23 protein-coding genes and 2 pseudogenes are annotated in these 21,833 nt (G+C 67.9%); 13 read left to right on the top strand and 12 right to left on the bottom strand.

The window, feature by feature from the left end; genetic code table 11:
* The 5 genes and pseudogenes from ACFQ4H_RS32185 to ACFQ4H_RS32165 form a co-directional block, all read right to left on the bottom strand.
* Window positions 1-202 (bottom strand): annotated as a pseudogene (locus ACFQ4H_RS32185) (peptidase S1); the annotation flags it as partial.
* Window positions 203-254: 52 nt separating this feature from the next.
* Window positions 255-1,844, bottom strand: coding sequence for a sensor histidine kinase (locus ACFQ4H_RS32180; protein WP_377578560.1), 1,590 nt, complete (start codon window positions 1,842-1,844; stop codon window positions 255-257).
* Window positions 1,841-2,542 carry a response regulator transcription factor gene (locus ACFQ4H_RS32175; protein WP_377578558.1) on the bottom strand — a complete coding sequence of 234 codons (702 nt, stop codon included), beginning with the start codon at window positions 2,540-2,542 and terminating at the stop codon, window positions 1,841-1,843. Before ACFQ4H_RS32175 ends, ACFQ4H_RS32180 begins: the two co-directional genes overlap by 4 nt.
* Window positions 2,543-2,683: 141 nt before the next feature.
* Entirely contained in the window at window positions 2,684-3,310 is a 627-nt protein-coding gene (locus tag ACFQ4H_RS32170; RefSeq protein WP_377578556.1) for a PadR family transcriptional regulator, read from the bottom strand.
* A complete protein-coding gene (locus tag ACFQ4H_RS32165) occupies window positions 3,307-4,176 on the bottom strand; it encodes a DUF4097 family beta strand repeat-containing protein (RefSeq protein WP_377578554.1) in 870 nt (289 codons plus the stop codon). Before ACFQ4H_RS32165 ends, ACFQ4H_RS32170 begins: the two co-directional genes overlap by 4 nt.
* Window positions 4,177-4,451: 275 nt before the next feature.
* Here ACFQ4H_RS32165 and ACFQ4H_RS32160 point away from each other — a divergent pair, with 275 nt between their 5' ends.
* The 5 genes and pseudogenes from ACFQ4H_RS32160 to ACFQ4H_RS32140 all read left to right on the top strand — a co-directional run.
* Window positions 4,452-5,390: an ABC transporter ATP-binding protein gene (locus ACFQ4H_RS32160; protein ID WP_377578552.1), complete on the top strand. Its 939-nt coding sequence runs from the start codon at window positions 4,452-4,454 to the stop codon at window positions 5,388-5,390.
* Window positions 5,387-6,217, top strand: a complete 831-nt coding sequence (locus ACFQ4H_RS32155; protein ID WP_377578550.1) for an ABC transporter permease — start codon at window positions 5,387-5,389, stop codon at window positions 6,215-6,217. The genes ACFQ4H_RS32160 and ACFQ4H_RS32155 overlap by 4 nt, the downstream gene beginning before the upstream one ends.
* A gap of 216 nt (window positions 6,218-6,433) precedes the next feature.
* Entirely contained in the window at window positions 6,434-10,141 is a 3,708-nt protein-coding gene (locus ACFQ4H_RS32150; RefSeq protein WP_377578548.1) for a multifunctional oxoglutarate decarboxylase/oxoglutarate dehydrogenase thiamine pyrophosphate-binding subunit/dihydrolipoyllysine-residue succinyltransferase subunit, read from the top strand.
* Between the two features lie 90 nt (window positions 10,142-10,231).
* A complete protein-coding gene (locus ACFQ4H_RS32145; protein WP_377578546.1) occupies window positions 10,232-10,414 on the top strand; it encodes a DUF6104 family protein in 183 nt (60 codons plus the stop codon).
* A 59-nt stretch (window positions 10,415-10,473) separates the two neighbouring features.
* Window positions 10,474-10,608 (top strand): annotated as a pseudogene (locus ACFQ4H_RS32140) (acetate kinase); the annotation flags it as partial.
* A 71-nt stretch (window positions 10,609-10,679) separates the two neighbouring features.
* Here ACFQ4H_RS32140 and ACFQ4H_RS32135 read toward each other — a convergent pair.
* Window positions 10,680-11,138, bottom strand: a complete 459-nt coding sequence (locus ACFQ4H_RS32135; RefSeq protein WP_377578544.1) for a hypothetical protein — start codon at window positions 11,136-11,138, stop codon at window positions 10,680-10,682.
* A gap of 251 nt (window positions 11,139-11,389) precedes the next feature.
* Here ACFQ4H_RS32135 and ACFQ4H_RS32130 point away from each other — a divergent pair, with 251 nt between their 5' ends.
* Window positions 11,390-11,935 (top strand): nucleotidyltransferase domain-containing protein, encoded by a 546-nt coding sequence (locus ACFQ4H_RS32130; protein ID WP_377578542.1) that lies wholly within the window; start codon window positions 11,390-11,392, stop codon window positions 11,933-11,935.
* A gap of 75 nt (window positions 11,936-12,010) precedes the next feature.
* Window positions 12,011-13,009, top strand: coding sequence for an alpha/beta hydrolase family protein (locus tag ACFQ4H_RS32125; RefSeq protein WP_377578540.1), 999 nt, complete (start codon window positions 12,011-12,013; stop codon window positions 13,007-13,009).
* A gap of 224 nt (window positions 13,010-13,233) precedes the next feature.
* Here ACFQ4H_RS32125 and ACFQ4H_RS32120 read toward each other — a convergent pair whose 3' ends face one another.
* Window positions 13,234-14,427, bottom strand: a complete 1,194-nt coding sequence (locus tag ACFQ4H_RS32120; protein ID WP_377578538.1) for a right-handed parallel beta-helix repeat-containing protein — start codon at window positions 14,425-14,427, stop codon at window positions 13,234-13,236.
* Here ACFQ4H_RS32120 and ACFQ4H_RS32115 point away from each other — a divergent pair.
* Window positions 14,417-14,605 (top strand): hypothetical protein, encoded by a 189-nt coding sequence (locus ACFQ4H_RS32115; protein ID WP_377578536.1) that lies wholly within the window; start codon window positions 14,417-14,419, stop codon window positions 14,603-14,605. The genes ACFQ4H_RS32120 and ACFQ4H_RS32115 overlap by 11 nt on opposite strands.
* Before the next feature lie 262 nt (window positions 14,606-14,867).
* On the opposite strand, the gene ACFQ4H_RS32110 is transcribed toward ACFQ4H_RS32115, so the two are convergent.
* The 3 genes from ACFQ4H_RS32110 to ACFQ4H_RS32100 form a co-directional block, all read right to left on the bottom strand.
* Window positions 14,868-15,821, bottom strand: a complete 954-nt coding sequence (locus ACFQ4H_RS32110; RefSeq protein ID WP_377578534.1) for a zinc-binding dehydrogenase — start codon at window positions 15,819-15,821, stop codon at window positions 14,868-14,870.
* A 91-nt stretch (window positions 15,822-15,912) separates the two neighbouring features.
* On the bottom strand, window positions 15,913-17,088 hold the full coding sequence (locus ACFQ4H_RS32105; protein WP_377578532.1) for an NAD(P)-dependent malic enzyme: 1,176 nt from the start codon (window positions 17,086-17,088) through the stop codon (window positions 15,913-15,915).
* 144 nt (window positions 17,089-17,232) lie between these two features.
* Entirely contained in the window at window positions 17,233-17,586 is a 354-nt protein-coding gene (locus tag ACFQ4H_RS32100) for a S24/S26 family peptidase (RefSeq protein WP_377578564.1), read from the bottom strand.
* Window positions 17,587-17,667: 81 nt separating this feature from the next.
* Between ACFQ4H_RS32100 and sodN the strand changes: the two genes are divergently transcribed.
* Genes sodN through ACFQ4H_RS32085 form a run of 3 tightly spaced genes read left to right on the top strand, consistent with a single transcriptional unit; the run spans window position 17,668 to window position 19,021 of the window.
* Window positions 17,668-18,072: a superoxide dismutase, Ni gene (sodN, locus tag ACFQ4H_RS32095; RefSeq protein ID WP_377578530.1), complete on the top strand. Its 405-nt coding sequence runs from the start codon at window positions 17,668-17,670 to the stop codon at window positions 18,070-18,072.
* Window positions 18,069-18,587 carry a GNAT family N-acetyltransferase gene (locus ACFQ4H_RS32090; protein WP_449289037.1) on the top strand — a complete coding sequence of 173 codons (519 nt, stop codon included), beginning with the start codon at window positions 18,069-18,071 and terminating at the stop codon, window positions 18,585-18,587. The genes sodN and ACFQ4H_RS32090 overlap by 4 nt, the downstream gene beginning before the upstream one ends.
* A 17-nt stretch (window positions 18,588-18,604) precedes the next feature.
* On the top strand, window positions 18,605-19,021 hold the full coding sequence (locus ACFQ4H_RS32085) for an ATP-binding protein (RefSeq protein ID WP_377578528.1): 417 nt from the start codon (window positions 18,605-18,607) through the stop codon (window positions 19,019-19,021).
* A gap of 81 nt (window positions 19,022-19,102) precedes the next feature.
* On the opposite strand, the gene ACFQ4H_RS32080 is transcribed toward ACFQ4H_RS32085, so the two are convergent.
* Window positions 19,103-19,495: a hypothetical protein gene (locus ACFQ4H_RS32080; protein WP_377578526.1), complete on the bottom strand. Its 393-nt coding sequence runs from the start codon at window positions 19,493-19,495 to the stop codon at window positions 19,103-19,105.
* Between the two features lie 44 nt (window positions 19,496-19,539).
* Here ACFQ4H_RS32080 and ACFQ4H_RS32075 point away from each other — a divergent pair, with 44 nt between their 5' ends.
* Both ACFQ4H_RS32075 and ACFQ4H_RS32070 read left to right on the top strand, forming a co-directional pair.
* Window positions 19,540-20,487, top strand: a complete 948-nt coding sequence (locus ACFQ4H_RS32075; protein WP_377578524.1) for a diacylglycerol/lipid kinase family protein — start codon at window positions 19,540-19,542, stop codon at window positions 20,485-20,487.
* A gap of 433 nt (window positions 20,488-20,920) precedes the next feature.
* Entirely contained in the window at window positions 20,921-21,178 is a 258-nt protein-coding gene (locus tag ACFQ4H_RS32070) for a WhiB family transcriptional regulator (RefSeq protein WP_377578522.1), read from the top strand.
* A 238-nt stretch (window positions 21,179-21,416) separates the two neighbouring features.
* On the opposite strand, the gene ACFQ4H_RS32065 is transcribed toward ACFQ4H_RS32070, so the two are convergent.
* Window positions 21,417-21,833 (bottom strand): CbiX/SirB N-terminal domain-containing protein (locus ACFQ4H_RS32065; protein ID WP_377578520.1); only part of this gene is annotated, 417 nt, incomplete at its 5' end.

Genomic DNA, 21,833 nt, shown 5'->3' with positions numbered 1-21,833 from the left:
CCGGCTGCGCGGGGCGGGCGGGCGACGCAGGGCTGACCGGCTGCGCGGACGGCAGCGGGGTCACCGGTGACGGGGACGGGGCGGAAGCTGGCTCCGAGTCGGCCGGCCCGCGCTCACCGCGAGTCGACTCGTCCATGGGGATCGGTGGCTCAGCATCGGCGTCGGCCGATGGCCGTCGCGGATCGGTCTCGTACTCGTTCATGCCCTCCACCATCCTCTCTCGTACTGCAACAGGCCTGAGTTCAGGCTGGAGATTAGCTGTGAGAATCAGCTGTTTCGTCAGTTTCCGGGGCAAGTGGCAGCCGTACCCGGAATGTCGCACCGCCGCCGGGAGTCTCCACCACCTCGACGGTGCCGTTGTGCGCGGCCACCAGTGCCGCGACGATGGCCAGTCCGAGGCCGGTACCGGTGGCACCATCCGCCCGGCGGGTACGGGCAGAGTCGGCCCGGTAGAAGCGCTCGAACACCCGCTCGGTCTGCTCCGGGGTGAGCCCCGGACCCGTATCGGCGACCTCCACGACGGCCAGGCTGCCCAGTTCACTGCGCAGCCGGAGGGTGACCCGGGCGTCGGATGGGGTGTGGTTGATCGCGTTGGCCATCAGGTTTCCGATGACCTGGCGGAGCCGGGCGTCGTCGCCGAACACCACCAGCGATCCGGACCCCGGCACCACATCCAGCCGAATGTCCCGATCGGGTGCGACCGCCCGGGCGGCGTGTACCGCGTCGGCCGCCAGCACCGGCAACTCGACCGGGGCCAGGGTCAACGGCCGTTCCCGGTCCAGCCGGGCCAGCAACAACAGGTCCTCGACCAGCAGCCCCATCCGGGCCGCCTCGTCCTCGATCCGGCGCACCAGCCGCGCGGTGTCCTCCGGCGAACCGGCCGCCCCCTGCCGGTAAAGCTCGGCAAAGCCTCGGATGGTGGTCAACGGGGTACGCAGTTCGTGTGAGGCGTCGGCCACGAACTGCCGCATGCGCTCCTCCGAGCGACGGGCCCGCGCCTCGGACGCCTGCGCCGCCACGGCCGCGTCCCGGGCCGCCGACTCGGCCGACCGGGCGGCGGTCTCCGAGGCGGCCCGAGCGGTGAACGCCGCCTCGATCTGGGACAGCATGGCATTGAGCGCCCGGGAGAGTCTGCCCAGCTCACTCGTTGGCTCCGGGTCACCGGCCTCGGGATCCGGGACCCGTTTGCTGAGGTCGCCCCCGGCGATGGCCGCTGCGGTCCGCTCGATCTCCACCAGTGGCTTGAGACTGGTACGGACGATCGCCGCCCCCAGCGACGCCAGCATGATCAGCACTGCCCCGCCGACCAGCACGTCGATCCAGACCAGGCGGTTGACGGCCAGGTCGACGTCGACGAGGTTCTGGCCGACGGCGATCCTCAGACCGCCGGGCAACTCGGTGTAGAGCATCCGCCAGCGGACCAGGCTGTCCCGGGCCCGAACGGTGCGCGGCTCGCCCTCAAGGTCGGCGAACCCCTGGGCGGTCTCCGGCCAGGGTGGCAGGTCAGCCAGTCGAAATCGGCCAGTGTCGTAGGCCGCGCCTTTGACCCGTTGAGTCTGAGAGTCGGTAATGACCAGCACAAAGTCGGTGGGTGGTTGGCCAACCGTGATCTTGTTTACGTCCGGGATGGACAGCACCCACTCCAGCTCCGTCTCCAGGTCGTGCACGTAGTCGCGGAGTTCGGAGTCAAGCTGCTCGACCAGGTAGCTGCGGAGGAAGAAGGTGGTCGTCACGCTGATCACCACCAGGGCGGCGGCGACCAGGGCCAGGACCGCGGCGACCAGCTTGAGCCGGAGCGGAGTTGCGCGCAACCGTCCCTTGAGTAACAACCCGTTGCCGGTCACGCCGGCGGCTTGCGTAGTACGTAACCGACCCCGCGCAGGGTATGGATCAGCCGGGGCTGGGTGTTGTCGATCTTGCGCCGGAGGTAGGAGATGTACGACTCGACGATGTTGTCGTCACCCCGGAAGTCGTAGTTCCAGACGTGGTCGAGGATCTGCGCCTTGGACAGCACCCGGTTGGCGTTGAGCATCAGGTAGCGCAGCAGCTTGAACTCGGTCGGCGACAACTGCACCCGCTGCCCGGCCCGGGTCACCTCGTGGGTCTCCTCGTCCAACTCCAGGTCGGCGAAGGTCAGCCGGGAGGGGGCGTGCTCGCCCGTGGCCGTACGCCGGAGCACCGCCCGGATCCGGGCGGTCAACTCCTCAAGGCTGAACGGCTTGGTGACGTAGTCGTCGCCACCGAGGGTCAGCCCACGGATCTTGTCGTCGGTCGCGTCCCGGGCGGTCAGGAACACCACCGGCGTACGCGTCCCGTTCTCCCGCATCAGCCGGATGACCTCGAACCCGTCGAGGTCCGGCAGCATGACGTCGAGCACCACCAGATCGGGGCGACGCTCCCTGGCTGCGGTGACCGCGGCACTGCCGCTGGTGGCGGTGGCCACGTCGAACCCCGCGAAGCGCAAGCTCGCGGAGAGCAGTTCGAGGATGTTCGGGTCGTCTTCAACGACAAGCAGTCGTGCCTCGGTCTGCGGAGCGGCCATGCCCCCATCCTCCGTCCCGCCGCTGCATGTCGCCTGGAGATTGCCTGAGGAGAAGCTGAGAACGTCGTCGGGAGTCGATCCTCCTCCCACCGTGATCGGCAGTGCCCCTCGGCGCGGCTGCCCAACTCGTCATGTTCGCGCTCAACGCAGCAGGCGGCGCAGCCCGTCGACCGTGCCGTCGAGCACCCGGATGGCCGTACTCAGTTGGGCGTCGGTGAATCGACGACCGTACACCAACGACCGTATCTCGGCGACGAAGGCGGTCAGCCGCTGGTCGAACTCCGCAAGGCTCTCCTGCCCCTGGTAGGGCGCGGGCGGGACCGGCATCGACGGGGGCGCCTCCCATCGGCCCCGCCGGGTCTGCCGGGCCTCCCGGGTCTGCCGGGTCGCCTCGCGCAACTCCCGCTTCAGGTCCCGTACCGACCCGGTCACCTCGTCCCGGATCTCGTCCGCAAGGCTGGTCAGGTCCGCCACCGAGGCCCGGATGTCCGATTCCAGGTCGGCCAGCTCGCCGGCCCGCTGGCGCAGTTCGGCCCGACCGGCGTCGGTGATCTCGTAGGTCTTCCGGCCGCCGGCCGCAGTGTGCGCCACCAGGCCTTCGACCTCCAACCGTTGCAGGCGGGGGTAGATCGTGCCGGCGCTGGGCGCGTACAGCCCGTGGAACCTGTCCTCCAACAGCCGGATCAGCTCATAGCCGTGTTTCGGCCCGTCAGCGAGAAGCCGGAGCAGGTAGAGCCGCAGCCGACCGTGACTGAACACGGCGGTCACCTGGCCTCCTCCACCATCGCCGACGGGTCCGGGGTTGCCGCCGGGTCGGCCAACTCGTCGTCCACCGGTCGGGCGAGCAGCGAGATGCTACCCGAGGTGGACGATGCCGAGAGCTGGCCCTCGCCGGTGCCCAGAATTCCCCGGCTCTCCTTCCCGAGCGCATACCGCCCACCGGGCTGGATCTGTGGAAACGCACTGGTGATCCGCCCGGAGGTAGTGTGCAACCGTACGGCCAGATCACTGTCCTCACGGACGCGGACCGTGACGCTGCCCGAGGTGGCGCTGAGTTGGATGTCGCTGTGCTGCGGGTTGTCCAGGTCACAGGTGATGGCGCCGGAGACGGTGTTGGCCCGGATGCGTTCTGCGGAGCCGTCCGCGAGGATCAACTCACCGGAGGTGGTCTCCATGGCGAGGTCACCGGCGACTCCGAGGGCCTTCACCGGCCCGGAGACCAGGGTGGCGGTCGTACGACCACGCAGGCCCATCAGGGTGATCTGCCCGGAGGTGACCTCCACGGTGGTGGACCTGTGCAGACCGGAGGCGACCACCGAACCGTCGACCAGTTGCAACTCGGCTCGGACCGTGGCGGGAACCGCGATCGAGACGTCAACCTGCCACCGCCGGCCGAACAGCGTGAACCACGGCAGCAGTCCCGTCCAGCGCCAGTGCCGCTCATGCCGTACGACCAGCCGACCCTCGTGGTACTCCACCGTGATCGGCATCCGGCCGACGCGGGTGACCTCCACCCGGGCCGGACCGTCGGTGCCGACCACGTTAAGCCGGCCCGTCACGAGTCGGACGTCGAGCTGGCTGACCGGATCGTCGACGGTGAGTCGTAGCGGGTTTTTCACAGTCCAGTTGGCCATCCTGACCCCTCGTCGGCGGTCCGATCGGGATGATCGGAACGGCGGTCGTCTACCGCGATAGTAACGCGATACATCGCGATACCCTAGGGGTGTTCATCAGCCGCGAAAACCTGCGAACACCAACTCCGAGGTGGTCGTCTCCTGCTTGGGTAGGAGGCCTCGTACCTGGGTAGGAGGCCGAGTTCGGCACTGCTCATGATTGACCGGGCTTCCTAGACTCGTCACGCTGAGCAACGTCGCATCCCGATGAGGTGCGGCCTCAGGGGAGGAGACAAATGTCCTACGGGCAACAACGCCCCGGCAGCGAGACCGGCCATATCGTCGTGTCCGGCCTGACCAAGCAGTACCGCAACGTACGGGCGGTCGACAGTCTGTCGTTCTCCGTCGAGCCCGGTCGGGTGACCGGCTTCCTGGGCCCGAATGGTGCCGGCAAGACCACTACCCTGCGTATGCTGCTCAACCTGGTCACGCCGACGTCGGGCCAGGCGACCTTCGGAGGACAGCGCTACGCGGACCTTCAGCAGCCGTTGCGGCACGTGGGTGCGGTGCTGGAAGCGTCCAGCGCACACAAGGGCCGGACCGGGATCAACCACCTCCGGGTGATCTGCGCGGCGGCCGGGCTGCCGAAGGAGCGGGCCGACGAGGCACTCGCCCTGGTGGGGCTCACGCCAGCGGCGAAGCGCAAGTTCAAGGGCTACTCGCTCGGTATGAAGCAGCGGCTGGGTATCGCTGCGGCGATGCTCGGTGATCCCCAGGTGCTGGTGTTGGACGAGCCGGCCAACGGTCTGGACCCGGAGGGCATCCGCTGGATGCGAGGCTTCCTCAAGGCGCTCGCCGCCGAGGGCCGTACCGTGCTGGTCTCCAGCCACCTGCTCTCCGAGATGCAACTGCTGGCCGACGATGTGGTGATCATCGCAGCCGGTCGACTCGTCCAGCAGGGTCCGGTCGACAAGGTGATCGGGTCGATGGCGCACGGCGTCCGGGTACGGGTCCGTACGCCCCAGGGTGAGGACCTCGCCAAGGCGGTGACCGCGTTGAACGCGACGGTGACCCAGGCCGAGGACGGTGCACTCCTGATCGACGGGCTGGACGCGCCGGCAGTCGGCCGGGCGGCCCTCACCGGCCAGATCGAGCTGCACGAACTCACCACCGAACGCCCCGACCTCGAAGGGGTCTTCCTCGAACTGACGGCCGGAAAGGCGGGCATCCGATGAACCTCGTCCGATCCGAGCTGCTGAAGATCCGTACGACCAACGCCTGGTGGCTGTTCGGCCTCGGCGCCCTGGTCATGCTGGTGCTGGCCTTCGCGTTCAACGCGGTCAGCGCGCACTTCACGTTGGGCATGGAAATTCCCGAGGGAATGCCACCGGACCAGGTCGAACAGGTCCAGGCCCAAATGGATGTCGTGGTGCAGGCGGCAAACCTCTACACGTCGGGACAGTTCTTCGGACTGCTCTTCGTGATGCTGCTGGGCATCGTGGTGGTGACCAACGAGTTCTACCACCAGACGGCGACCACCACTTTCCTCACCACGCCACACCGCACTGCCGTGGTGCTGGCCAAGCTGGTCACCGCCACCCTGTTCGGGGCCGTTTTCTGGCTGATCACCACTGCGATCAACATTCCGGCAACGATGGTCTTCCTGTCCTCCGAGGGCGTGGACCACCACCTCGGTGACTCGGCGATCATCAAGGCCATCCTGCTGAACCTGCTGGCCTACGTTCTCTGGGGCATCTTCGGTGTCGGGTTCGGCGTGCTCATCCGCAGCCAGATCGGTGCCACCATCACGGCGGTGGTGCTCTACCTGCTCGGCACGACGGCAGCCAGCATTCTCTTCGTCGTCCTTCAGCAATGGCTGAAGGCGGACTGGATCCTCGAACTCCAGGTGATCGTGCCGTCCATCGCGTCGCAGTTGATGATCACTGGAAACGAACTGCCGGGCAGCCCACCACAGTGGGTGGGCGCGGCAATCCTGATCGGCTACGCGGCGGTGACCGGCGTCATCGGCACCCTGCTCGTCCGTACCCGCGATATCTCCTGATTTGCGCTGGGGATGCGGGTGCCTCCCGCATCCCCAAGCACAGAGAGTTCAACAAGAGATACTCTTTCCTGGTTTTCGCGTGTGAGACGCGACACGGGTCGGATGCGCCAATGCTGGCTGCCGGTGCACCGCGTAGCCTGGGGTCCGTCTTCCAGGCCCACGTGGGCGACATACCCACGTGAAACACAACCTGCGTGAAAGAGGCGATTACCGGCCGTGTCGACCCAGCAGACTTCTCAGGAGAACCCACTTGCGGGTTTCGGCCCCAACGAGTGGATCGTCGAGGAGATGTACCAGCGATACCTCGCCGATCCCGCCAGTGTCGACCCGGCCTGGCACGACTTCTTCGCTGACTACCGGCCGACGGTCGAGACCACGACCGCCGCTGCCGCACCGACCGACACCAAGCCGGTCGCGGCGCCGACGGTAGCGCCCAAGGCTGAGCCGGCCGCCAAGCTCGCTCCCCCAGCTCCGCCCCAGCCCACCAACAAGATTGAAGCCGCGCCGAAGGTAACCGAGACGTCCGTGAAGACCGCTCCAGCCCCCGCCAAGCCCGCCGCCGTGAGCGCTCCGTCCGGTGCCACCACCAGCCCGCTTCGTGGTGTGGCGGCGAAGATCGTGCAGAACATGGACGCCTCGCTGTCCGTGCCCACCGCGACCAGCGTGCGGGCCGTGCCCGCCAAGCTGCTGGTGGACAACCGCATCGTGATCAACAACCACCTCACCCGGGGCCGGGGCGGGAAGGTCAGCTTCACCCACCTGCTCGGGTACGCGCTGGTCAAGGCACTCGCCCTGCACCCGGAGATGAACAACTCCTTCGCCGAGGCGGACGGTAAGCCGGTGCTGGTGCAGCCGGAACACGTCAACCTGGGCATCGCCATCGACCTGGTCAAGAAGGACGGCTCCCGCAACCTGGTGGTGCCGTCGATCAAGGCCTGTGAGCAGATGGACTTCCGCCAGTTCTGGCAGGCGTACGAGGACGTGGTCCGGCGCGCCCGGCGCAACGAGCTGACCATGGAGGACTACGGCGGCACGACCATCTCGCTGACCAACCCGGGCGGCATCGGCACGGTCCACTCGCAGCCCCGGCTGATGGTCGGCCAGGGCACGATCATCGGCGTCGGCGCGATGGAGTACCCGGCGCCGTACGCGGGCATGTCCGAGGAGACCCTCGCCGACCTCGCCGTCAGCAAGATCATCACGCTGACCAGCACGTACGACCACCGGATCATCCAGGGCGCGCAGTCCGGCGAGTTCCTCAAGGTGATGCACGAGCTGGTGCTCGGCGGTCACGACTTCTACGACGAGATCTTCACCTCCCTGCGCATCCCGTACGAGCCGGTGCGCTGGGTACGGGACGTCGCGGTCAGCTCCGAGGGGCAGATCAACAAAACCGCCCGGGTGCACGAGCTGATCCACGCCTACCGGGTGCGCGGTCACCTGATGGCGGACACCGACCCGCTCGAGTTCAAGATCCGCAAGCACCCGGACCTGGACGTCCTCCAGCACGGTCTGACCCTCTGGGACCTGGACCGCGAGTTCCCGGTAGGTGGCTTCGCCGGCAAGCAGCGGATGAAGCTGCGGGACATCCTCGGCGTGCTGCGCGACTCGTACTGCCGCCGGGTCGGTGTGGAGTACATGCACATCCAGGCCCCGGAGGAGCGGCACTGGATTCAGGAGCGGATCGAGCGCAAGTACGAGAAGCCCGCTCCGGACGAGCAGAAGCACGTGCTCAACCGGCTCAACGCCGCCGAGGCGTTCGAGACCTTCCTCCAGACCAAGTACGTCGGCCAGAAGCGCTTCTCGCTGGAGGGCGGCGAGTCGCTGATCCCGCTGCTCGGCGAGGTGCTGGAGGCCGCCGCCGAGGGAAGCCTCGACGAGGTCGTCATCGGTATGGCCCACCGGGGTCGGCTCAACGTGCTGGCCAACATCGTCGGCAAGCCGTACGAGAAGATCTTCTCCGAGTTCGAGGGGCATCTCGACCCGCGGAGCACCCAGGGCTCCGGTGACGTGAAGTACCACCTCGGGCAGAGCGGCAAGTTCAGCACCCCGGACGGCGCGCACTCGATCAAGGTCTCGGTGGTGGCGAACCCGTCGCACCTGGAGGCGGTCAACCCCGTCCTGGAGGGCATCGTCCGGGCCAAGCAGGACCGGATAGACCTCAAGCTGGAGGGCTACACCGTCGTACCGGTGCTCGTCCACGGTGACGCGGCCTTCGCCGGGCAGGGTGTGGTCGCCGAGACGCTCAACCTCTCCCAGCTGCGTGGCTACCGGACCGGCGGCACCGTGCACGTGGTGGTCAACAACCAGGTCGGCTTCACCACCGCGCCGGAACACTCGCGCTCCAGCCTCTACAGCACCGACATCGCCCGGATGATCGAGGCACCGATCTTCCACGTCAACGGGGACGACCCGGAGGCCGTGATCCGGGTTGCCCGGCTGGCCTTCGAATACCGGCAGGCGTTCAACAAGGACGTCGTGATCGACCTGGTCTGCTACCGGCGGCGCGGGCACAACGAGGGCGACGACCCCGCCATGACCAACCCGCTGATGTACGCGATCATCGACTCGAAGCGGTCGGTGCGCAAGCTCTACACCGAGGAGCTGATCGGTCGGGGCGACATCACCGTCGAGGATGCCGAGGAGTTGCTGCGCGACTTCCAGGCCCAGTTGGAGCGGGTCTTCAAGGCCACCCGGGACGCCGCCTCCCTGCCGAAGTCGGGACCCCGCCCGCGTCGCGAGGAGGAGCCCGAGCCCGCGGTGGAGACCGCCGTGGACGTCTCCGTGGTGAACGCGGTGGGTACGGCCCACGCGACCCTGCCGGAGGGCTTCACCCCGCACAAGCGGATCCAGCAGCTGCTCGACCGGCGGGCCAAGATGGCCGTCGAGGGCGGCATCGACTGGGGCTTCGGCGAGATCCTCGCCATCGGTTCGCTGCTGCACGACGGGGTGACCGTCCGGCTGGCCGGCCAGGACTCCCGGCGGGGCACCTTCGTCCAGCGGCACGCGGCCGTGGTCGACGCCCGTACCGGCGCGGACCACATTCCCCTGTCGGCGCTGACCAGCGACCACGCCCGGTTCTTCGTGCACGACTCGCTGCTCAGCGAGTACGCGGCGATGGGCTTCGAGTACGGCTACTCGGTGGAGAACACCGAGGCGCTGGTGCTCTGGGAGGCGCAGTTCGGTGACTTCGCCAACGGCGCGCAGTCGGTGGTGGACGAGTTCATCTCCTCTGGCGAGGTGAAGTGGGCGCAGCAGTCGTCGGTGACGCTGCTGCTGCCGCACGGGCACGAGGGCCAGGGCCCCGACCACACCTCGGGTCGTCCGGAGCGCTTCCTCCAGATGTGCGCCGAGGACAACATGCGGGTCGCCATCCCGAGCACGCCGGCGAACTACTTCCACCTGCTCCGGCGGCAGGCCCTGTCGCCGAAGCGGAAGCCGCTGGTCGTCTTCACGCCCAAGTCGCTGCTGCGGCACAAGCTCTGCATCTCCTCGGTCGAGGAGTTCACGTCCGGCACCTTCCAGCCGGTCCTGCGCGACACTGCGGACCTGCGGCCGGAGTCGGTCAAGCGGGTGCTGTTCTGCTCGGGCAAGGTCTACTACGACCTGGTGCAGGCCCGTGCCGAGCGGGGCATCACCGACACCGCCCTGGTCCGGCTGGAGCAGCTCTACCCGCTGCCGGTGGCGGAGATCCAGGCGGTGCTGGCCCAGTACCCCAACGCGGAGGACTTCGCCTGGGTGCAGGAGGAGCCGGCCAACCAGGGTGCCTGGTCGTTCGTCGCGCTGAACCTGCTGGAGCACCTGGACGGCGTACGCCTGCGGCGGATCTCCCGCCCGGCGGCTGCCGCCCCGGCGGTCGGTTCGGCGAAGATGCACGACGTCGAGCAGGCGGCAATCATCGAGGCGGCTCTCCCCCGCCCGTGACCCATTAGCCCCGCTGCCGGCGGTTCGGGGGCCAGTCTTGACTGGTCCCCGAACCGCCGGTCGGGTTTCTGATCGAGAAACGAGAACGCCATGTACTTCACCGATCGGGGAATCGAGGAGCTTGTCGAGCGGCGGGGTGACGAGTCGGTCACCCTGGAGTGGCTCAGTGAGCGCCTACGGGACTTCGTCGACATCAACCCGGAGTTCGAAACGCCGATCGAACGGTTCGCCACCTGGCTGGCCCGGCTCGACGACGAGGACGACGACGCCTGACTCTGGTTGTCGCCGAACCAGCGGCCAGCCCTGAACCTAGGACCGGCCGCCAAGCTGACATCGGCGAGCCGGGCGGCGACCACACGGCGGCCGTACGCGAGGTGCTCGACGGTCTCGACCTGACCGGTCTGGAGGCGGTCGGGCACCGCGTCGTACACGGTGGATCGGTCTTCGCCGGGCCGGCACTGATCGACTGGGAACCTCGGTGATTGATGCTTCTCGTGGTTGCCGCCGACGGGGAAGCAGGGCGAAGGCCAGAACCGAGTCACCCTGCGGTGCCGGCACGGCGAGCCGGGCTCGTCACCCGGCGCCGAGGAGAGCCTGTCTTGAATACCGCGACCAGTTGCACGCCCCCGATCGCCCCGACAAGCAGTCCGAACGGAATACCGCCCCAGGCGTTGAAGATCGCCACCGAGTCATCGGTGTTGCCGTTGCTGGCCAGGAACTCATCGGGTCTCGCCGGATCGACCCGCAGGATCATTTCCTTCGGTGGCTCCGAACGGCACCCGGTCGGCCCCCCGCAGAGAATCCGGGCGTGGTACTGGTTTCCGCCGTACATGTAGTAGACCTCTATGGTGTCGGTCCCGCCGCCTCTCCCCATGTTGTTTCGCCGGTCCCACACCGACGCGGTGACTGGAACGCCCTCCGCCCGAAGCCGGTCCGTCTTCGTCGCCAGGTGCCACTTGTAGGCGCCGCAGGCGATCGCCCACCCTAATCCGGACACCAGGAAGACGGAGCCGAGCACGGCAAACTTCAGTCGACTGCTCGGGCCAACCGTGGATTCCGCGCGGCGTGCCCTGGCCCTACGGCTCTCCTTGCCCACTGACTCCCTCTCTGAGGATCGAGGCCGACCGTAGTACTGCGGCACAACGCGCCAGACAGGTTGTTGGGCGACGAACGATGTCGCCGACCTGGGCAAGCGGCCCCGTGATTCACAGGTGCGGCGGAAGGATCAGACGGATACGCTGGCCATCGATGATCGATGAGCTGTCTCGCCGGCAACTACGGATCATCGGCGAGATCACCGACGTTGCCGCAGCAAACGGGGTCGACGTCTGGCTGCGGGGTGGCTGGGCGATGGACTTCTTCCTCGGCGAACTGACCCGACCACATGTCGACGTCGACTGGTTCTGCTGGGCCGCCGACGCCGACCGGCTGGCCAGCGCGCTGCACGACCGGGGCTTCGTCGACGATCCTCGGGTACCGCCCGAGTTGCAGCGTGACCTGGTCAAGGACGGGGTCGAGGTGAGCTTCGCGCTACTCGCCCGGGACGCCCGGGATCGGGTGGTCGTCGGTGCGGCCGGCCGATGGGCCGGCAGCCCCTATCCCGAAGGGATGCTGGACGGCCCGGTTGGACGGCTCGGCGACGTCTCCTGTCGGACGATCTGCCCGCGCAGCCAGATCGAACTCAAGGAGATGTATCCGGTCTGGATGCCTGAGCGTCCGCGACGGGCGAAGGACCGCGACGACATCACCCGGCTGAAAGCAGCGCTGGTCACAGCTCCCGGACCGGCCGGCTGAGCCCTGTCCACCGGACCCGACCGGCTGAATCCGCAGCGGGTCCGGTGCAGTGCGTCGGCAGGGCACAATCTGAACATGCCTCGACGTCGTACCGCAGCCCTGTCGGCCACCGTTCTGCTGGCGGTGGGCCTGGTCGGTTGTTCGACCGGTTCCGACCAACGGGCAGCCGTGGCCGACGGTACGAAGTCACCCACGGCTGCGCCAACGATGACCGCCCCGGCGACGACCGGTCAGCCGTTCACCCCTCCGGCTGGCGTCGCACCGGCCAGGTCCTCGGCCGTCGGTGTACGGGAGTTGCAGCTCAACCGCGACGGGAAGCGTCCGCTGCCGACCACGGTCTGGTACCCCGCTGTCGGTATGGCCGGTGAAACTCCGCAGCGTTCGGCGCGGGTGGCCGCCGGGCGCTTCCCGGTCGTCGTGTTCAGCCATGGACTGACCGGTCGACCGGCCGACTATGCGGCGCTGCTCAGCCGCTGGGCGGCGGCCGGATTCGTCGTCGTCGCCCCCACCTACCCGCATACCAGCAAGGGCGCGGCCAGGTTCGACGTACTCGACGTGATCAACCAGCCGGCCGACGCCTCGTACGTGCTGACCGAGGTGCTGAAGCTCGACCGCCGGGACGACCCGCTGAACGGCCATCTGGCCACCGACCGGGTGGCCGCAGCCGGTCACTCCGCCGGTGGGGTCACCACTGTCGGGCTGTTCACGGCCAGACGGGACGAGCGGCTCGACGCCGGGATCGTGCTGGCCGGCAGCGCGCTGGGCGTCGGTACGGCGTTCGCCGGCCCCACCGCGCCGCAACTCTTCGTACACGGTGAGCTGGACGACGTGGTGTCGTACGCCTCCGGCAAGGCCGCGTACGACCGGGTGCCCTGGCCCAAGGCGATGCTCAGCCTCCCCCAGGGAGATCACGGCCAGTCGCTGCTACGGACCGGCAACCGCGCCTTCGACGTGGTCGTCGACACGACGGTGGACTTCCTGCGCTGGTCCCTCTACGGCGATCCGGCGGCAAAGGGTCGGCTGGCCAGCGGTGTGATCCAGGACGGATTGGCCAACCTCGACAACCGACTCTGAGCGCAGTTCTGCGGCACCTCCGCCCCAAGCTGCCCCGGAGCCGGGCCGTCATCGCTCCAGCACCACTTCGAGTTGGCTGGCGATCGTCGTACCCGCCACTGCCACGGCACGCACCGTGGACCCGCGTCGAGGGGCGCGGGTCCACGGTGGGCGGCCGCCTGGTCGACCGCCGAGGGGTTACTAAAGCAGGGTTCACTGAAGCAGGGTTCACTGGAGCAGGGTTACTAAAGCACTGGTTTTCGGCTGTCCACCCAGATGTTGGTTGCCCTGTCCCAGGAAAGGCCGGGATGCTGCGACCGGGCGATGATTCCGTACCGACAATTCCGGCCGAACACGTTGTTCCGGAACGCGATATTGGTGGCGCGGAGATCCGACCGGATCCCGATCGAGTAGTTCCCACCGTTGCAGTAGTTCTGCTCGTAGACCAGATTCGAGACGCTGGGTGACGTCGTCGAGCCGATCATCAGACAGGAGTTGAGCGGATCCCGGGTGGTCGAGTTGTAGACCTCGAGGGAGTTGCCACGTACGACGACATTGGATCCGCCGGTGATCTGTAGCGCGTCATTGTGGGAACTACCCACCCGGACCAGATCGTGAATCCAGGACTGCTCGACGACCGTGTTGTCACCCAGTCTCGGGCCGTCCAGGACGTTGAATATCTCGACCCGCCGGAGGGTGTATTCCCCGCAGCAGACCGCTGCGGTGTTCTTACCCATCCCGTTGATCTCGACATCCTCGACGAGCAGGTTGTCGGCATCCTTCGTCCTGATCGAGTACGGCGATCCGCAGGTGATCCGCGACTTACGGATGATCACGTTCTTCGCGGTGACCAGTACACAGCCTTTGATGTTGAGCCCGCTGACGACCTGACCATCCTGGGCCAGGGTGATCGACCCGGACGGCCGCAGCGTCGTACCGGAGGGCACCCCGGTGTTGTCCGGCCCCGGGTATCCGCTGGGGCCGTCGAAGGTGCCGGCCGAGCGCTGTCGATCCGCCCCTGCCGCCTTGGTCGACGGCTTCGGCGTCGCGGTCTTCGTCGCGCTGGGGGCGGCGCTGGCCGGGGCGGGTGTGTCGGTCGGCTCGACGGCTGCCGCCGTCTCCACCGGCTGACCGTTCCAGGTCGAGTCGATGATCGTCGCCGGGGACTCGTCCGAGTACAGGAAACCGTTGCGACACCCGAACACTTCCACCCGGCGAGCGACGTAGCCGCCGAAGACGATGCCGTTCGTCTGGTCCTTCTCGCAGTGGACCCTGGTGGCCTCGATCACCGTTCCGACGGAACCGTCGAACACCTGGATCGCGTGATCGCCGCCGTACCGGATCGTCGAATTCCTGATCGTGACGTTATCGGCCTTGACGTGCACGAATCCCTTGATTTCCTGGCCGTCGACAATCGCACCGTCCTGAGTGACCGTCATCGAGCCGGAGCCGTCGCTGGCAGCGACCGCCACCCCGACCCCCGTCGCCACGACGCCGAGGATCGCCAAGCCCACCACCGTCGAGCGCACCGGACGTCGTGTCAGCCGCGATCCCGCCGAAGGGAATCGCGGCGCGCGTCTTGCGCCCTTCCGCGCCGCCGAAAACTTCAAGATCTGATCCTTTCGAACAAGACATCGTTGGCCATCAGCAGCAGAACGGCCTGACTGTACCCGGCGTGCCTATTCGATCAGGATGCGCGACAAAAGCGCGAATTTCCCAGTCTTTAGTTTTCCTGAAGAGAGTTTTTGCCTCGACTTAGATATGCGTTTTCGCAGGCTTACCACTCTCGAACATGTCCGTTTTCGCATGGGAAAACGTCCAGATTTTCACGATGCGAACCGCGCGTGTTGGATCAACTCCGGACAGCGATAGAGGCTGGTCACTTCGTGTGGTCCAGCACCACCTTGCCGAACACCTCACCGGACTCCAGCCGGGCGAACGCCTCTTCGACCTGGGAAAACCCGTAGACGGTGTCGATCACCGGCCGAACCTCACGGGCGACACAGAACGCCAGCAGGTCGGCCAGCTCGCCGGGCGTACCCATCGACGATCCGAGGATCTCCAACTGCATGGCGAACACCCGCCGGAGGTTCACCTTCGGCTCGTAGCCGGCCGTCGCGCCCGAGACCACGATCCGGGCCCCGGGAGCGGCCGACTTCATGGAGTGGTCGAACGTCGCCGCGCCGACCGTCTCGATGACCACGTCGACCCGCTCCGGCAACCGCGCACCGGGCTCCAGCGCGGTCGCCCCGAGCGCCTCGATGCGCTCCCGCTTCCCGGCGTCACGGCTGGTCGCGTACACCCGTTTGCCGGACGCGACGGCCAGCGCCACCGCCGCCGTCGCCACCCCTCCCCCGGCGCCCTGCACCAGCACCGCGTCGGCCTGGTCGATCCGCCCCCGGGTGGTCAGCATCCGCCAGGCCGTCAGCCAGGCGGTCGGCAGGCAGGCCGCATCGGTGAACGGCATACCGGCCGGCAGGGGTACGAGGTTCGCCCGCGGCACCGCCACCCGCTCGGCGAAGGTGCCCGGATGGTTCTCGGACAGGATCGAGACGCCCCGGGGATCGGTCGGGTCGGCGACCACCGGGTACACGACGACCTCGTTACCGTCCGGGTCGACCCCGGCGGCGTCGCAGCCGAGGATCATCGGCAGCCGGGCCTCGGTGAGCCCGACGCCGCGCAGCGACCAGAGGTCGTGGTGGTTGAGCGAGCTGGCCCGGACCTGCACGGTCACCCAGTCCGGATCCTGCGGGGCCGGGTCGGGCCGCTCACCGACGGCGAGCGCGGCCAACGGGCTGTCTGTGTCGAACCTGGCTGCGTACGCGGCATACATGATCAGCACGTTAACAGCGCACGCCGCCGGGTGGGAGGTTGGAAAGGGCCCCTTCCACGGCAGGAAGCGACGAAAAGGGCCCTTGCCTACGTCAGGGCGTGACGCCGTCGCGGCGAGCCGCGTCCGCCACCGCCTCGGCCACCGCCGGGGCGACCCGAGGATCGAGTGGGGACGGCACGATCGCGTCGGCCCGGAGGGAGTCGGCGACCACCCCGGCGATGGCGTCCGCGGCGGCGACCTTCATCCCGTCGGTGATCCGGGTCGCCCGTGCGTCCAGCGCACCCCGGAAGATTCCCGGGAAGGCCAGCACGTTGTTGATCTGGTTGGGGAAGTCGCTACGACCGGTGGCGACCACCGCGACGTGTCGGGCGGCGACCTCGGGGTGCACCTCCGGCGTGGGGTTGGCCAACGCGAAGATGATCCCGCCCGGGGCCATCCCGGCCACCGCAGCCTCGGGAATCTGCCCGCCGGAGACCCCGATCAGTACGTCCGCCCCGCGCAGCGCGTCCGTGACGTCGCCGGTACGGCCGGCCGCGTTGGTGAGCACGGCCAGTTCCGCCTTCGGCGCGGTGAGGTCCGACCGCCCCTGGTGGATGATGCCCCGGGAGTCGCAGACCACCACCTCGTCGGGGTCGACCCCGCCGGCCACCAGCATCCGGGTCACCGCCACCCCGGCCGCGCCGGCCCCACTGACCACCACCCGCAGGTCGCCGAGTTTGCGGTTGAGCAGGGTCGCGGCGTTACGCAGCGCGGCCAGCACCACGATCGCCGTGCCGTGCTGGTCGTCGTGGAAGATCGGAATGGGCAGTGCCTCGTCGAGCCGACGTTCGATCTCGAAGCAACGCGGCGCGCTGATGTCCTCCAGGTTGATGCCGCCGAACGACGGGGCGAGCGCGGTGACCACCGAGACGATCTCGTCGACGTCCTGGGTGTCGAGGCAGATCGGCACGGCGTCGACGCCGCCGAACTGCTTGAACAGCACCGCCTTGCCCTCCATCACCGGCATCGCCGCCCGGGGGCCGATGTTGCCCAGTCCGAGTACGGCCGAGCCGTCGGTGACCACCGCGACGGCCCGCGAGGCCCAGGTGTAGTCGGCCACCAACGCGGGGTCGGCGGCGATCGCCTCGCACACCTCGGCGACCCCGGGGGTGTAGGCGAGGGACAGGTCCTCACGGCTGGTCAGTGGGACCGTCGAGGTGATCGCCATCTTCCCGCCGCGGTGCAGCCCGAAGACGCGATCAGTGAATTCCACAGTAGACGGTGACATGGGCGACTCCCAGCAGGCATCGAGCAGATTGGCCAAGCCGGCTCGGCGCGAGGGTCAGCAAACCGGCGGTGCACTGCGGGGATCGCCCGGGCACCTCTGAATGGACAGCATAGTGTTGTCCAGCGTCAGGAACCGTGAGCAGGGTCATACCGGTCGGTAACCGAACCATCGCGGACGCGGCCAGTAGCGCACCAGCACCCGGCCCAGCACGTCGGCCACCCCGTACCGCCGGGAGTCGTCGGTGACCAGTTCGTTGTCCCCGCGTACCCACCAACCGTCGTCCAACGGGCGGACCGCGCGCTTGACGACCAGCAGCTCCGGGCGGCTACGGAAGGTAGCCACCACCAGCTCACCGGCACGGACCGCCCGGCCACCGCGCCGCACCAGCAGCGCGTCGCCGTGCCGCAGCGTCGGGGCCATGGACGGACCGGTCACGAGTACGGCGAACAACGGGCCCAACGGCCCTACCCCTGGTGCCGTCCGACCCGTTGACACCAGGTTTCACCTCCGCTCGGCCGGGGACGTACCACAGTAGTAGTGTCGGCTTGGATCATCGCAGAACTTCCTTGGAGGGCCCTGATGCGACTTCCGCGCATTCTCACCCCGCGCCGCACCGCGAGCGCCCATTGCGACCTGCCGTGTGGTGTGTACGACCCGGCCCAGGCCCGGATCGAGGCCGAGTCGGTCAAGGCGATCGCCGAGAAGTACCAGGCGAACACCGACCCCGAGTTCCGTACCCGGGCTCTGATCATCAAGGAGCAGCGGGCCGAGCTGGTCAAGCACCACCTGTGGGTGCTGTGGACCGACTACTTCAAGCCGCAGCACTTCGAGAAGTACCCGAACCTGCACCAGCTGTTCAACGAGGCCACCAAGCTCGCCGGTGCCACCGGCGCCAAGGGCACGACCGACCCGGCCAAGGCCGACGAGCTGCTTCAGAAGATCGACGAGATCTCGAAGATCTTCTGGGAGACCAAGCAGGCGTGAGTCACCCGCCGGTGCCGACGATCCGGCCGGCACGTCCCTCGGATGTGCCGGTCATCGTCGAGATGGTGCATGAACTGGCTGCGTACGAGAAGGCGCCGGAGCAGTGCCACCTGACCGAGGAGGGGCTGCACACCGCGCTCTTCGGGCCGCAGCCGGCCCTCTTCGGTCACGTCGCGGTGGACCTCGACGACCAACCGTTCGGCTTCGCCCTGTGGTTCCTCAACTTCTCCACCTGGGCCGGTGGCCACGGCATCTACCTTGAGGATCTCTACGTACGGCCGTCCGGTCGCGGAACCGGCACCGGTCGACTGCTGCTGGCCACCCTGGCCGACCTCTGCGTGCAGCGCGGCTACCAGCGTCTGGAGTGGATGATGATCCACTGGAATCCGGCCGCGGGCTTCTACCGGGCGATCGACGCCGCGCCGCTGGACGAGTGGGTCCCCTACCGCCTGACCGGTACGGCGCTGCGCGCTCTGGCGTCCCACCTGCCGACGGCCAGCGCGGCGAACCGGTAGAGTCCCCAGGCGAGGGGATGGCGCCGGTGACTTACCTGACAGCCCAGACGACGATCGATGACGACGTCGTGCTGCTTACCGTGCCCGCCGACGGCGGCTACCTGGGGGTACTGCGCACCGCAACCGCCGGACTCGCGGCGCGGCTGCACTTCGCCCTCGACGAGATCGAGGATCTGCGTATCGCGGTGGACGAGGCATGCGCGATGCTCCTGGCCATCGCCGGTCCGGATGCCGAGCTCGACTGCCGCTTCGCCGTCACGGACGAGGCGCTCACCGTCGAGGTCTCGGTGCCGACCGTGTCAGGCGCCCGGCTCCCGGCCGAGTCGTCGTTCGCCTGGAAGGTGCTCACCGCGCTGACCACGGCCGCCGAGGCGACCACCCGCGACGGGCGGGCGACGATCACGTTGTTGACCCGCCGGGTCTCGGGGATCTGACCGGCCCTCCCGGGGGGGTAGGTCGACCGACACCATACGGTGGCCGACCCCTTACGCCGGCCGACCCGGAGCCTCGTACGGTCAGCCGACCCCGAGGGCGCGGTTGGTCGGCGCACAGACCAGCAACCCGCAGAGCAACGCACCGAGCACGATAAGCGGCACGCCCAACCAGGCCAGGCCGCCCTCGATCATGTAGTAGCCGACCGGGAAGAGCATAAGCTGCAGCACGATCGCGGGAGCACGCGCGCCCGCCCGACGGCGGCCGAGCCCGGTGGCCAACGCCCACAGTGCCGCCGCGCCACCGATCGCGAATCCGGTCACGAAGAGTGCCGAGACGATGTCGGTGGAGGCGGACGCGGTCAGGTCCTTGTAGATCAGGAACGCCGCCACCAGCCCGAGGGCGACCGCCTCACCTCGGAGCAGCCAGACCGCCCAGCGCAGTGGACCGGGCAGGGCAGGGGAGTCGATGGTCACGGGCGAAACGATACCCGCGGCTGGTCAGGGGTACAGTGCCGGCCATGCGGGCTGTCCTGGTGGTGAATCCGAGGGCCACCAGCACCAGTGAGCGCAGCCGGGACGTTCTCGTACGGGCGCTGCGCAGCGAGGTCGACCTCACCGTCCGTTACACCCGCCGTCGGGGCCACGGGGTGGCCCTGGCCCGGGACGCGGTCCACGCCGGCGTCGATCTCGTGGTGACGCTGGGTGGCGATGGAACGGTCAACGAGGTGGTCAACGGCCTGATGAGCGCCGAGCCGGCCACGATCGACGGGCACCGGACGTCCGCCGAGCGGCGGCCCGCCCTGGCGGTGGTTCCCGGCGGCTCGACGAACGTCTTCGCCCGCGCGCTCGGCCTGCCCCGGGGGTGGCCAGAGGCAACGAGCGTGATCCTGGAGAGCCTGCGGGAGGGCCGGTCGCGCACCATCGGCCTGGGCCGGGCCGACGACCGCTACTTCACGTTCTGCGCGGGGTTCGGACTGGACGCGGCGGTGGTGCGTCGGGTCGAGCGGGCCCGGCGCCGGGGCCAGGTCTCCACCGCCGGGCTCTATCTCCGCGCGACGATCAGCCAGTACTTCCTGGGCGGTCATCGGCACCCGGCGATCAGTCTGGAACGGCCGGGGGCCCCGGCCGAAAACGACCTTGCCACGGTAATCATTCAAAACACCGCACCTTGGACATATCTCGGCGAACGTGAAATAAACCCAAATCCAGACGCATCCTTCGATCTCGGGTTGGACGTACTGGCACTACGACAGCTCCACGTACCAAGCACTGCACGCACCGTTACGCAAATGTTCTCGCGGAATCCCAATCCTCGGGGGCGTCAGGTGCTTCGCCTCCCCGATCTGGACGAGTTCACGCTGGTGGCAGGCCATCCGCAGGCGTTCCAGCTCGATGGGGACTATCTCGGAGAGCGAGAAAAAGTGCGTTTTGCATCCGTAGCGGCAGCACTAAGAGTAATCTGCTGACCCTGGGGTACCAGACACCTGGGGCCTTGCGGTACCAGCCAACCACAAGGAAGCTGATGCCGGAAATGTCTGCAATGTCGCTCGGACTGTACTATATTGACTATCGGCTGTGGCAGTACGGATCTCGGCTAGCGCCGAAATCCGGACAAAGGGGTCGTGAGCTAGCTCACCCGCTCGGACATTTTCTGAGCGTTACCCTTGACATCGCGAGAGTTCGTGAAAGTATTCACAAGCGAACTTGAGTTACCGGGACATTGCCAGGGCGCGCTCACTTTTGTGACAAGCCTTCGGCAGGTCCCACGGGCCCAACAGCCTGCTCACGCGCCGCCGAAAAACGATGGGCGTACACCGTCGTGATTGGCACCGCGCGTCTGCATATGGGAACGATCCAGCAATACACCGCCACCCATCCAGAATGAGGAGTGTTGCCGCCATGGACTGGCGTCACCATGCTGCCTGCCGCGACGAGGACCCGGAGCTGTTCTTCCCGATTGGGACGTCCGGTCCGGCTCTCCTGCAGGTCGAGCAGGCCAAGGCCGTCTGCCGGCGTTGCTCCGTGGCCGACGAGTGCCTCCAGTGGGCACTCGGATCCGGTCAGGACGCCGGCGTCTGGGGCGGAATGAGCGAGGAAGAGCGTCGCGCTGTTAAGCGCCGTGGCGGCCTGCGGGTCCTACGCGCTCACTCTGCCTGACCAACCCACCACAGCACGAAAACGCCCTGGGGGAACGCTCCCCCAGGGCGTTTTATTGTCCACCTTCGAGTGGACGCATTTATTCTCTGCTTTCGACCCGTTACTTTTCGTTGCCCGCGATCATGTCGGTTGTTCCCTGTGATCACGTTGGTTCTTCTCGGTGATCATGTTGGTTCTTCACAGTGATCACTCGAGTGCTTTCTTGGTCATCTTCGGGCCGACGCATTCTGAACCGCGATCAGGCGAGTGCTTTCCCGACCGCCCGCACCGCCTCCGGACAGCGGGCCGCCACCGGACAGCGGACCGGCCCCGGCCGTCTCGGGCCGACAAGCGGGAGCAGCATTCCGGGTGCCGCGTCCACACCGGACCGGCCGGTATCGCGTTGCCCCTGCTCACGCCGGGCCGCATCGACCCGCGCCAGTACCAGCCGGGCCAACTCCGGGACCCCTGCCAGCGGTGTCGCCACCGCCACCGCCCCGGCTTCCCGGCCCGCTTCCGCAGCCGACTCGTAGAGCCGCCCCGGGGCGAGGAAGTAGGCCGCCACCGCCACCCGTCGCGCCCCCGCCGCCCGCAGCCGGGCCACCGCCTCGTCAACCGTCGGCGATGCCGCCGAGGCGTAGCCGGCCAGGCAGGGCAGGCCGCCCAGCGAGCAGAT

This window comes from Micromonospora sonneratiae (assembly GCF_042679305.1).
In the GTDB taxonomy this organism is placed as follows: domain Bacteria; phylum Actinomycetota; class Actinomycetes; order Mycobacteriales; family Micromonosporaceae; genus Micromonospora_H; species Micromonospora_H sonneratiae.
The sequence above is the reverse complement of the archived record's forward strand: the minus strand, read 5'-3'. Positions and strand labels throughout refer to the sequence as shown.